The organism is Vibrio sp. 1CM8B (genome assembly GCF_023161685.1).
In the GTDB taxonomy this organism is placed as follows: domain Bacteria; phylum Pseudomonadota; class Gammaproteobacteria; order Enterobacterales; family Vibrionaceae; genus Vibrio; species Vibrio coralliirubri.
Genome location: NZ_JALNTU010000005.1, coordinates 230,111 through 242,336 on the forward strand (window position 1 = coordinate 230,111; position 12,226 = coordinate 242,336).

General features: G+C 43.6%; 11 protein-coding genes. 6 read left to right on the forward strand and 5 right to left on the reverse strand.

The genetic code is table 11. The annotated features are described in order from the left end of the window. Positions 1-282: 282 nt before the first annotated feature. The gene (locus MSG36_RS12510) at positions 283-1,149 is read left to right on the forward strand and encodes a DMT family transporter (protein WP_248368133.1); all 867 of its coding nucleotides are present in this window, start codon (positions 283-285) and stop codon (positions 1,147-1,149) included. Beyond that, positions 1,143-1,667, forward strand: coding sequence for a MerR family transcriptional regulator (locus tag MSG36_RS12515; protein ID WP_248368135.1), 525 nt, complete (start codon positions 1,143-1,145; stop codon positions 1,665-1,667). The genes MSG36_RS12510 and MSG36_RS12515 overlap by 7 nt, the downstream gene beginning before the upstream one ends. A gap of 209 nt (positions 1,668-1,876) precedes the next feature. On the opposite strand, the gene MSG36_RS12520 is transcribed toward MSG36_RS12515, so the two are convergent. Continuing rightward, positions 1,877-3,688, reverse strand: a complete 1,812-nt coding sequence (locus MSG36_RS12520; RefSeq protein WP_248368137.1) for a PLP-dependent transferase — start codon at positions 3,686-3,688, stop codon at positions 1,877-1,879. A gap of 142 nt (positions 3,689-3,830) precedes the next feature. Here MSG36_RS12520 and MSG36_RS12525 point away from each other — a divergent pair, with 142 nt between their 5' ends. Next, complete coding sequence (locus MSG36_RS12525; protein ID WP_012604166.1) at positions 3,831-4,286, forward strand: Lrp/AsnC family transcriptional regulator; 456 nt, start codon at positions 3,831-3,833, stop codon at positions 4,284-4,286. Positions 4,287-4,323: 37 nt separating this feature from the next. Here the strand turns inward: MSG36_RS12525 and MSG36_RS12530 are convergent, their stop codons facing one another. Then, a complete protein-coding gene (locus MSG36_RS12530) occupies positions 4,324-4,788 on the reverse strand; it encodes an arsenate reductase (protein WP_050649548.1) in 465 nt (154 codons plus the stop codon). 199 nt (positions 4,789-4,987) lie between these two features. Between MSG36_RS12530 and MSG36_RS12535 the strand changes: the two genes are divergently transcribed. Next, positions 4,988-7,468, forward strand: coding sequence for an ATP-binding protein (locus tag MSG36_RS12535; RefSeq protein ID WP_248368138.1), 2,481 nt, complete (start codon positions 4,988-4,990; stop codon positions 7,466-7,468). A gap of 70 nt (positions 7,469-7,538) precedes the next feature. Here the strand turns inward: MSG36_RS12535 and MSG36_RS12540 are convergent, their stop codons facing one another. Beyond that, entirely contained in the window at positions 7,539-8,159 is a 621-nt protein-coding gene (locus tag MSG36_RS12540) for a type II secretion system protein GspG (protein ID WP_248368139.1), read from the reverse strand. A gap of 409 nt (positions 8,160-8,568) precedes the next feature. Here MSG36_RS12540 and MSG36_RS12545 point away from each other — a divergent pair, with 409 nt between their 5' ends. Continuing rightward, positions 8,569-9,477 (forward strand): dienelactone hydrolase family protein, encoded by a 909-nt coding sequence (locus MSG36_RS12545; protein WP_248368140.1) that lies wholly within the window; start codon positions 8,569-8,571, stop codon positions 9,475-9,477. A 311-nt stretch (positions 9,478-9,788) separates the two neighbouring features. Continuing rightward, a complete protein-coding gene (locus MSG36_RS12550) occupies positions 9,789-10,700 on the forward strand; it encodes a hypothetical protein (protein ID WP_248368141.1) in 912 nt (303 codons plus the stop codon). A gap of 91 nt (positions 10,701-10,791) precedes the next feature. Here MSG36_RS12550 and MSG36_RS12555 read toward each other — a convergent pair whose 3' ends face one another. After that, on the reverse strand, positions 10,792-11,148 hold the full coding sequence (locus MSG36_RS12555) for a hypothetical protein (protein WP_248368142.1): 357 nt from the start codon (positions 11,146-11,148) through the stop codon (positions 10,792-10,794). Positions 11,149-11,175: 27 nt separating this feature from the next. Next, positions 11,176-12,048, reverse strand: a complete 873-nt coding sequence (locus MSG36_RS12560; protein ID WP_050646783.1) for a patatin-like phospholipase family protein — start codon at positions 12,046-12,048, stop codon at positions 11,176-11,178. Between the last annotated feature and the right edge of the window lie 178 nt (positions 12,049-12,226).

Consider the following 12,226-nt stretch of genomic DNA (forward strand, 5'->3'; position numbering starts at 1 on the left):
ACCGCGCGATCTCAATATGCGCCATTTCATACTGACAACAAGGGCTGTAATTGGTGCTTTTTTGAGTTAGTTAGCCCTTATTGTCATAGCCTCCCCTTTCATGTTTCAAAGGGATTGCTTTTATCCGTTGACGACTCATACCACTTGACCTGTCTACAGGTAACGACTTTAGAATGATTAGCCTTATGCTTATCATGACTAAAGAGGCACATTTCGTTGTACCAATTACGAGACTTACAGCAGTCAAAGATATTTCAGCTCTTCGACCATCTACCATCGACAATGAAAGGGATCACTCTTGCCCTTATATCTACAGCACTGTTTACGATCGTTGGGGTATTTGTTCGACAGCTCAGCACAGACTATGACACCTTTCAGATCCTGTTCTTTCGCCAGCTCATCTTTATGTTGTTGCTCATGCCTGCGATCAGCAAAAATATCGGCGTGCTACTTAAGCCCAACAAAATATCGCTTCACCTACTAAGAATACTAGGCGCTTTTACCGCTCTATATTTTGGCTTTATTGCAGTAAGCAATATTCCATTTGCTGACGCAACAGCACTCGGTTTCTTGCAGGTGCTTTTTGTGGCTCTAATCGCTCATTTCGTGTTGGCAGAGCAGATCACCAGCAGTCGAATTTTCACGATTGTGGTTGGATTTATCGGGGTAATGACGGTTGTTCGCCCGACCTTTGCTGCAAGCCATAACCTTTATGTTTTATCTGGCGTGATTGCCGCACTAGGCGCGTCGGTAGCGGTAGTGTGTGTTAGGAAAGTGGCACAGAGCGAACCCAAGATAACATTAATGGCATACCAAGCTCTGGCAATTGGTTTGATGACATTAATACCAACCCTTTACTTATGGCGCACGCCAACAGTCGAAGACTTCATGTTACTGCTGTTAGTTGGCCTCATCTCTTCGTTTGCTCAGTATGTTGGTATCTCTGCATATAAATGGGCACAAGCCAACATCATTGCCAATGTTGAGTATGTAAAGATTATCTATTCACTTATTATTGGCTTAGTTGTCTTTTCTGAAATTCCTGATTTATGGTCAATGATTGGCGCACTGATTATTCTTATTAGTGCATTGATTCCATTGATTTGGTCTCACTATCAAACAACCAAAGAGGATAGCCCTAAGTGTTGAGCATCAAACAATTTTGTGAGCGACTTGAGGTATCTCGAACAACGGTTCTCTACTACGAGCGAAAGGGGCTAATCACTCCTACAGCTAGAGCATCTAACGGTTATCGCCAATATGGCGAACGAGAACTTGAAAGGTTTAGAGCAATACTTGCCTATCGTTCTTATGGTATTCCCGTCAGTGAGATTGAGAGCCTGCTACAGCAATCTCAGGATGAAGATCGAGATACGGTACTAAGACAACAGTTTGCTGCCCTCGATCTAGAGATTCAAAAGTTACGCCAGCAACAACAATCCATAATGGCTTTACTCAAAGAGCCTGAACTTCTTAATCAAGGCCTACTCACCAAAGAGCGTTGGACAGAGATACTTAAAGAGTCAGGGATGGATGAACAGGGTATGATTAATTGGCACAAACGCTTTGAGCAGATGGAGCCACTAGGACATCTCAAATTCCTCCAATCTTTAAATATCGATGAAGATGAAATTGAGCAAATAAGGGCGTGGTCACGAAAGCCGTGAGGTGTTGAAATAAATTGCCCACATTCCACGAGTTAAAGGCTATTAGGTGATTCATCGACGCATTTTTCTAGGATTTGTTCTAGGTTGGTTTATTGTTATTACCTGAATTCCTAAAGGCCTCGCAGTTCGAGGCCTTACGTTTTTCATTTAACGTTTACAGCTACCCTACTTCACTGATTTCTCTTGTTAACTTACCTTACTGACCTAAGTTACTGAGTAAGCTGACTGAACTTCGGCAAGCTCTTCACAAACCTCTGGTGTACATCCATATAAGTTTGCATATAGATTTCATCGATATTGTCACTACTCGGGAAGCTGGATGAGAAATCTGCGTGGTTGCGGTCGATGGACAATTTAGCGGCCTCGACAATATGAGCAATGAACATTCTAGGGTCTTCTAAGCCGATAGAGATACGCATTGTGGTCGGTTTGATGCCTGCTTCATTGAGCGCCTCGTCGCTGAGCTCCGAGTGCGTGGTCAGTGCCGGACACAACGCGACCGTATTGGTTTGCCCTAAGCTGACTTGCATGCCGATTGCTGGCTCAAGCATGTCGAAGAACTGTTTAAAGCCATCTCGATTAATTGGCGGACGATCGCCGTTACCTTCCATATCGATAGTGAAAAGCGCCGCTGGTAGCCCCAAGTACATGTTGTTCTGGCAGTGTTCATAGTTGTCACTGTCTGGCAAAGCTGGACACGACACATTGATGTCTGGGTGAGCATCAAAGATCTTCGCGAGAGTCAGGGTATTAATCGTTTTTTGCACCACGCGCATCTCATAGGTTTTCATGCCATTGAGCACTTCAAACGCTTTGTCTGCATCTAAGAATGCGCCCTTAATGTAGTACACATTCCAAAACAGCGTTTCGTTCCATGGGATTTTGGCCTCATCACCGTTAGGTTTGGTGAAAATCACCTCCTCTCCTTTTGGCACAAACATAGTCTCATTGCGACCAATCACAACCCCAGCGGTTGTGGTACCAGAACCCGCCAGTTCTTTGGTGTAGGAGTGAATCACATAGTCTGGCCTTTCCATCACATCATCACGTTTCAGTACTGGATGTAATAAAGGCGTTCCCACTGTCGAGTCAACAATTACGTCCCAACCTCGAGAGTGGCCGGCTTTACTGATACTAGCAACATCTAACACGTATCCATGCGGGTTACACGGTGACTCTAGGTAAACGTAGATTTTCTTACCCGCGGCTAGGCGGTCTGCGTATTTATCGGCAACCTCATCAAGGCGCGTCGCAAACTCATCCCCGGAGTAACCATCGACCCACTCTACCGCGACATTAAGGTTCGACGGCTTGCCAAACCAATCTTCCAACAGCTGGTAAGAACCGCCGTAGATGTTGCGTGAAGCTAAGACTATATCTTCATGCCCGAGCAAATGGCTCAACAACCCATCAATGGCCGCCATACCCGAGTTAAAGTTCCATGCGAGGTACTCATTGGCTCTAGAGCCAGCCTCTAGGTCAACCATGTGGTTTGCCAGTGAGATCGATGTCGGGTTAAGCAGTCGAGAATAGATATCGTGTAGCGGCTCTTTACCATTGAACGCATCTTCAATCCATTCTGTACACGCAAACAAATAGGTCGCGGTTCTTGTAATCACAGGGCTAGCAGAGAAAATAGCAGCCACATTATCGAAAATTGGATACGCACCTTTAGACGCAAAATTACCATTATTGGTGGCGATAGACTGGTAAGTGGCGCGCAGTGGGTTTTGCAGATTATCGAGGATCTTAGCGATCTGGAATGACAAAAAACGTTTGGCGTTAAACCAAGCGATTCGGTCGCTCTTATCGAGTTCTGAAAGTCCATCAACCGTCAGTGCCCAAAGATCGTGAGTCTTGGTATTAGCTTGGTACAAGGTCGTCGCCAGTTCAATCAGCGTGACGCCGTAATCACTGTTTGGGTCGATACCAAAATGCTTTGCTTGCTCAATGGCAAGGGCTTCTGCTTGTTCATGTTTGGTTGTTTTACGCAGCGGGCTAAGTTGAGTTGATGTATTCATAATTCCTAAGTCATTCCATGCTTGTTGTTCCTCCTTTAATTTTAGTTTTGTGCAGATGTTAAAAATTGCTATTTGCGAAGTAAGACATACACTTTGAGCAATAATATTGCCAAACTTAACTCAATGTTCATGGAATATGCTAATGGATGAGATCGACAAAAAGATACTGGCTGAACTGCAAAGCAACGCGCGACTCACTAACCAAGAGTTGGCCGATCGCGTGGCACTGTCACCCTCTCCTTGTTTGCGTCGAGTTCGAGCATTAGAGAAACAAGGGATAATTCGTGGTTACCATGCCAGCGTTGACCAAGAAGCATGCGGCCTGCCGGTTAATGTGTTTGTGTTGGTGAAGCTTGAAAAGCCGACAGAAGAGAACATGCGAGACTTTGAACAGCACATCGAAGTGATTGACGAGGTGTTGGAGTGCTTTTTGATGACAGGTAATCACGACTACCTATTGCATGTAGTCAGTGAGTCGCTCAAAAGCTACGAGCAGTTCATCCGCAAACAACTAACTCGCCTGCCCAATATTGCTTCTATTGAATCCAGCTTCGCGTTTGGTCAGGTAAAAACAAAGACCAAGTTGCCAGTAAGATAGAGAAGTGCGTTTGTGCACGCTAAGAGTATGTTAATCCTTATACTTGAGCAGTTGCCAAAAGTTGCGTCACTTTAAGATTTATTAGTTCTACGACCTTTTTTACAAACTGGGTCCTTTCATTCCCCGACAATTCTAGGGCTGCAGCTAGGTTGGGGATAGCCCAATGAAGGCGATGTGGAACGTGCGAACAAACCACGTTGACGCATCCAATAAACAGGTGACATTGTTCATCGCTTGATTGGTCACACAGCGTAATCACGTAATCAAATTTTTCATTAGCCTTTTTGTATTCAAATACCGTTTTACTCTCGGCCTTGACCGCCACATCGAGCACATTAGACAGCTCATCTAAGATAACTTTAGGGGTTTCCCCAGGTTCGAAACCTGAGCAGGTAGCTCGTATCATCCCATTAGATTTCTGTTCTACCATCGCTTTGGCGATAGCCGCTCTCACGCCTTTTTTAACGCAAACAAATAGAACGCTGATAGGAGCTACATCCATATTAAATACCCCTTTTGAGTTAGTCACCGTATATTAAACATAGATAGTTAAAGGAGATTTTCAACAGCAAGCTTACTGGTGACAACCAAGAAGCTCCGGCCTAAGTATTCGACCAGATGGATTAATCCCGCTCTTAAAGAAGATATTTATCCTATATTTTTCATATAACTTCGAAAAATAACATGGAAGTAATTTAAGCATGGCAAAGCTATCTTCAATTAGTCCTAAAGTGCTGCTTGTACTCTTTCTTTTGCTTACGTCTTTGACATACGGTGGCATATCGCTCTATGTACTCACTAATCACAGTCAATCGACCGTCAAACAGTTGCAAAGCGGTAACAGCCGTTTTGAGCTTGAGTCTGCAAAAATTTTTATGGAGAAATACCTAGAAGTTGCAGAAGATCGCATTGTTTTAGCTTCGCAATACCAAGGAGTCATCGACGCAGCGTCGAGCTCAGATCTAGAGCGCCTGTCATTTAACCTAGAGCGATTCAAAGGACAGAATCAATCTATGCAATTTGCTGTGCGAGATCGCACCGGTCAATTGTTGTTTGAAGATACCTTTCGCCACCCTGCTTCAAAACAAGAGCAAGCCATCTTTAACGCAATCGCTAATCAAGAAGTAGAAGAGCGTATTTTGTACCTTTTGCATGACGATGCTAATCATATTTGTATCAAACTCTTTATGCCTCTATACCAAAATGGAGATTTTACAGGAGTTTTATATGGTGAAACTGCCGTCGATTATGACGATTTCTTTGGTTCATTTGTCACCAATCGTGAGCGCTGGTATGAGCTTAGTCAAACAGAGTCACCGATAGCATCTTTGATCGAAAATGATGCCCCCCACAAGCATAGTGATCATTCACATACCACAGTGGAGAACAAATACAGTGAGGAAGAGTGGCTATTGACTCAAACGGCGTTGACCAGAGGAGGGTTAGTGTTAACCCAAGGGATAAGCCGCTCTTTTGTAACAGAGCAGTTATTGAGTTTACAAAAGGAACTGCTAAACGGGCTTTTGATTGTTTTAGCTCTTGGTTCTATCTTAGTTTTTTTGATGGGGCAAAAATTATTTGTTAACCCCCACCGAGAATTAGAAGGGTCGAAGAAGCTACTTGAAGAATCGAATAAGCGATTAGCAGAACAAGAACGTGAAAGTCACCTTCTTGCAACGGTAGTTAAAACGGCCAGAGATGGCGTTGTTATAACGGATAAGAAAGGACGCATAGAGTGGGTAAACAGTGCTTTTGAGACAATGACGGGCTATCACTTAGATTCAATAAAAGGACTAAGACCAGGAGCCTTTTTACAAGGGGAAGACACTTGTATCAAAACGGCTAGCCGTATAGGTTCAGCTATCCAAAAAGGCAACCAAGTTAAAGCGGAAATATTGAATTACGCGCTCGACAAAACCCCCTATTGGATCGACATTGATATCGTACCTTTACGTAATGATAAAGGTGACGTTGAGCGTTTTATCGCGATTGAACGTAATATCACAGAATTTAAAAAGCTTGAGCTTGAATTAGAAGATCAAGCAAATAAAGCAAGCCAAGCGAGTGAGGCAAAATCACTATTTTTGGCCACCATGAGCCATGAGATTAGAACTCCGATGAACGGCTTGCTTGGGATTCTACAAATGCTTGTCGACGACTTGGAAAAAGAAGAACAGAAAGAGGTTCTTCGGTTAGCGCTTGATTCAGGAGAGCACCTAATTGCGATTCTCAATGATATTTTGGACTTAGCGAAAATAGAAAAGGACAGTTTAGAGATCGATTCACACCCATTCAAAATGTCCGACATTACCAATCCCGTCTTGAACACATATCAAACCTTGTGCTCTGAAAAAGGCATTGGATTTTCTTTGCTTGATGATAGCGATGCCGCCTTCTCATACAATGGCGATTCCGTCCGAATCCGACAAGTCATTCTTAATTTAGTCGGAAATGCACTTAAGTTCACCGAAAGTGGCTCAATCAACGTCACTATCAAACCTCTAGGCGGTTCTGCGATGGAGTTCGCTGTAGAGGATAGCGGCATCGGGATCCCAAATAGTAGGCTGCTCTCCATCTTTAATGAGTTTGAGCAAGCCGATCTATCTACGACAAGGAACTATGGCGGCACTGGGCTTGGATTAGCAATTTGTCATAAGCTTGTGACTTTGATGAACGGACAGCTCCATGTAACAAGTGAACTAGGTACAGGAAGCCGCTTTAGTTTTGTCATCGACCTGCCAACGGTTGCGTCTGAGGATGAGAAAATAACAACAACGCAAGAAGTCGACCTCACTCCGTTTAAAGTTCTAGTAACCGATGACAACAAAATGAACCTTCTCATCGCCAACGGTTTTCTAGATAAACTGAACGTTGAGTGTCTCACTTGTAACAACGGTTATGAGGCTTTAGCGCATCTTGAGACAGGTCGTTTCAACCTCGCCATTATTGATAACCATATGCCAAACATGAATGGTCTAGAAACAGTCAAGAAAATAAGACAAGCTGGACATGACGATCTTGTTATCTTCGGCTGGACAGCAGATATCATGCAAACATCGACACAAGCTTTCTTAGAGGCTGGTGCAAATGAAGTGTTAGCGAAACCCTTGATAAAAGATGACCTCGTCGAAGCACTTTCTCGCTACCTCAACCACATTAAAACGGTAGACAGAGCAAGCTAGCCAGGCTTTTATAACTGGCTCGTTTTATCATAAGCTTGTTTTTTCATAATTAACGCGGCAAGCTTTCGCTTCATTGTATAGAAGGCATTGGATAATCATCTCCAATCATACAGATAAGTGCGCCGCCAAAAGCTTTGTCGTAACGTATTTTTCCTGTCGCATCAGAGCTTTCTATGCTCGAACTGCCGTCCACAATCTTATTAATTTCTTGTGCAACTTTTGTTGGTACCAACCAGATACAAGCTGCAACAGAGCAAGTGGATGACGACGATTCGCAACCGGTCTCGGAGCTTCCTCGTACCCAAAGGCTATCCTTTTCCTTAAGCAGTAATTGCGTTGCTATGTAATCTGGATGGTCGATGTACTGATCGCCCCCTATCCATGTATCGTCATAAGGTAGGTATGGCCCTTGCCATGTGGATAAGCCCGGATTTTCAATTAAGTGATTGATGTTTAAGTAGCCGAAGTTCGTATCGGTATCGGAGGTAATCGGAGGCAGAGAGCCATTATCACGAGAATATTGCTCCGCAGCATCCAAAACAGTATTCAGTTGCCCGATTAGAAATTTTGCCTCATCGACACGGGACATACGGTTCCCGAACTGGTTGTAGATAAAAAAAGCGGCAATGAGCATCAATAAGCCAAACGTTACAAGTTTCCATTTTTTTATCTGACGCAAAAGTTTCAACATCTATTTTTATCTCTCATCAAGAAGGTTCTGATAACGCTAAGGTCGCCCCTATGGGAAAGATTATACCAGAGTAAAATCAAGCGTTTTGCATTGAAACGTACTTGTCCATGTCTGCGGCAAATAAGCCTAGTTCTGATGTGCCCAACTTCTAGCTAGAACCTCCCTAAAAACAAACAATCATCACACCCTATTTCACTGACTTAACCCCTTACATCAACCTTGTGTTGATTGATTCAGTAAAACAAACCAAAGCGATGGGAATCGATTCGAAGTGATCGTTTTATCTGACTGTCATCTAATTTTTGTACTTTGATATAACAAATAGCTTAAAAGATATTGAGCGATCGTTCAATTGCGTGAAATTTCCACTATAGTTGTTTGGTCAAACAACTCACAACAAGGAAAAGTTATGAATCCAAATACCGAATCGCAATCAACGCCGACTCGATCTACCCCTCAAGAAGCATTTGATTGGTACGACGAATATGCACACGGCCTGATTGATCGCAGAGAGTTTATGGCTCGTCTATCTGGTCTAGCTGTACTTGGCTTAACCATGACGACGTTAACTTCTGCACTGATTCCTAATTATGCGCAGGCAGAACAAGTCTCTTTCAATGATCCTTCCATCAAAGCAACCTACGAGAAGTTTCCTTCACCTAAAGGACACGGCGAAGGCTATGGCTACTTGGTGGTACCCAAAGAGCTAAAAGGCAATGCGCCTGTTGTATTGGTCATTCATGAAAATAGAGGCCTCAATCCATACATAAAAGATGTGGCAAGACGACTCGCTGCGGCGGGGTTTATTGCGTTTGCACCTGATGCACTCTATTCGCTTGGCGGGTATCCAGGTAATGATGATGAAGGTCGAACAATGCAGAAGTCACTATCACGAGAGAAAATCGAAGAAGACTTTATCGCTGCTGCAAACTTCTTGAGATCCCATGAAAAAAGTAATGGCAAGCTAGGCGCAGTCGGATTTTGCTTCGGTGGCTATATCGTAAATATGTTGGCGGCGGTAATGACAGAACAACTCGATGCGGGCGTTCCGTTCTATGGTACTCCTGCCGCACCTGATTTAAGAAAGAATGTAAAAGGCCCCTTGCTCATCCAATTTGCAGGAATCGATAAACGTGTGAACGCGACTTGGCCAGACTATGAAGCCGAACTCAAAGAGAACGAAGCAGACTACACTGCTTACATCTATGACGGCGTGAACCATGGCTTCCATAACGATTCAACTGGCCGCTATGCTGAAGAAGAAGCAGAGTTAGCGTGGGAACGTACACTTGAGTTCTTTAACCAAAAGCTTTCTTAATAGGCAATAGAGTAATTTGATCTGTTGTGGAATCTAAATTTACATTGTGCAGTTATCTGGAAGGTGTTACTAATTTGTCCTATGAACAGAATTGACCTAAATGCAAAAACCACCACTACCACCATGAGGTTACTCAGGGTGTAGGCTTTTGCGTCGTCAAAAAACCTCTGAGTGAGTCATCGCCAGAGGTTTTTTTGTATCTAGGCTTTGTATTTCACTCAGAACAAATAAGAGATGTTCGTTCTACGCGAATTAAATTGAACTTCAGCTATTAATTATAGATAGAAGTGGTAACTCAGTTAGGAGAAGACATGCAACCTAAAGATAATAAAGAGCAAGTAAGCCCAGTTTCATCTCGGTTTGAAGAAACTGCTGTAATACCTGGCTCGGCACAAATAACACCGATTCTTGTTTATGGTAAGCGTCGTATTAAAAAAGAAAAACTTGGCGAATTTAAAAGTGCATTTCAAGCTTTCTCCAAATCAGCTTACGAAGAAAACCCAGACATAAAAGCAATCTTTGCCTTTCCTGATAAAGAAGATCCTTTGGCATACTGGCATATTTTATGGATACGAGGTGCCCGAGCGTTTAACGATTACTTGTCTCGCCCTACTCAAGGAAAACCCTTATGGGATACGTATGATTTCTCATCTGAAAGCCCAGACACTTTAGCTGTGTATGGCGGGTGGGATGAAGAGACAAGAACGAAAACTCAAGCTGTTTCAGGCGTACGCTACGAATTTAAGAATAGTATTGCAGGCTTCATGAAACCTGATGGCGGTAGAGAAGAAGGTCCTCCGTTATTTGGGTTTACTACGCGTTACGTAAAACCTGGCCGAATACAGAATCTAGGCACTTCATTCCAGACCGTATGTGACATGTGGTTCCAAAAGATTCCAGGTATCTTGATGGCTGCTGTCTTCCCAGATGAAAACACACCTAATTTGGTTCACGACTTGAGAATATTTGCCAACCATAGCTCTTACTTAGCGCATGTCGACAAGTCTGACAATTTGCTAACGGAAGCAATGGCTGCATGGTTTGAAAATTACGACACCAGCATCCCATTTTCAGGACAACTTTATGCCGCGAACACAAAAGATGAAGCTCTGCATACAAGTTCGATTAAATCGAGTTCCACGCCCAGAGCCCAACTTGAGACATTCCATTTCGGCGAAGATGGTATGTTGGGGCAAATGCCGAATATGACTCGAAATGACTAACAACGGGCTCAGTATCTATCGAGCAACTCTAGTTCATAAAGGCCTCGCACACGCGAGGCCTTAGTTTTTTCTCTCTAGCAACAAATATAATCTAGAAACTACTGTAAGAATGAGGAACGCGATTTTCTTCATCCCAGCCTGACAGCTCAATATTGATCAATAACTTGCGCTTCTCATTGCACAGTGAAGCGATATTGATGATAGGCAGCTGGCTGCAAAACTGCGCGGTGAGTATCACCTTTTTACTCTCACTAAGGCTACTTCGACATTGCGCCAAAATCGCCTCAGTATCTAGCTGGTGTGCGTTCTCGATAATTTGGATATCAGCGTTTTCTTGATAGCAATCTATCAGCCAAGATACAGCAGGCTCTTCGATGCTGGTGAGCACGATAACATCTTTTGTTGTGACCAGTTCTTTGAGTTCAGATAGTTTGAGTTCAGTTTCCATAATTACTCTCATTCAGCTGCAAATACATTAAAGTCGATTGCCCAGTTTAGCCTGTGCCAAATGGTAACCTCTGTCTATCATCTCTTGTGAACGATCAAACTCTAAAGTGCCACAGGCATTGCGTGGGAGTTCGAGCGTAATATCGGCGGGATAAGCGGCCAGTTTTTGGCGAGCGATGGTCGATTGCATTGCATCAAACGCTTGGTTAGCAATGTCGTAGGCCGCAAAATTGAAGCTCATTTTACTTTTTACACTGCTGCCTAGATTATCGATAAAATGAACAACCTTCTCGTGGAGGTTGCTCTCTTTCGTTGGTAGAGAAACAGGTATCACTTCCTGTTGAAGCATTTCAGGTTCACCCCCTAAGTTCACAGCCAGTGTAAAGTCTGTGTTGTCACCGAAGGTAGGCGCAATTGGTACGGGATTGAGTACTCCGCCATCAATGAGTTCTTCGCCATTGACGACATGAGGTGTAAAGAACAATGGCAAAGAGATAGAGGCACGAATGGCATCAAACAGAGAACCTGATTGCAGCCAAACCTCTTTTTCATCGGCGACGTTAGCGGCAACGGCGGTATAAGGGATGGGCAGATCTTCAATTGAAATCTCGCCGATCAGTCCACGCAGTGTGTCGATGATCTTGTCGCCTTTGAACATACCACTCGATTGCCATGAAAAGTCCAACAACATCGCCATGTCCCCTTGGTCGATACTGGTGACCCACTCTTCAAATTCATCCAACTTGCCCGCAGCGTAGACACCACCGATAAGTGCGCCAATTGAACAGCCAGAGATGGATTTGATCTGATAGCCATGCTCAATTAACCAACGGATCACTCCAACGTGAACCAAGCCTCTTGCGCCGCCACTGCCAAGTACCAATGAGATCGTTTTTGCCATCGTATCAATCCTTTAATTCATTAGCTCTTCAAAGCTTTAGGCAAAAATTATATCACCTCGTCTAACTGTACGCAGTGTCATGCTTTGAAAAGACCTAAAGCCGCTGGTGAACATCTTCATTTTGGGATAGTAAAAATTATCTTCTAGCGTATACCTTGGTCTCAGGCGACTGAACAAC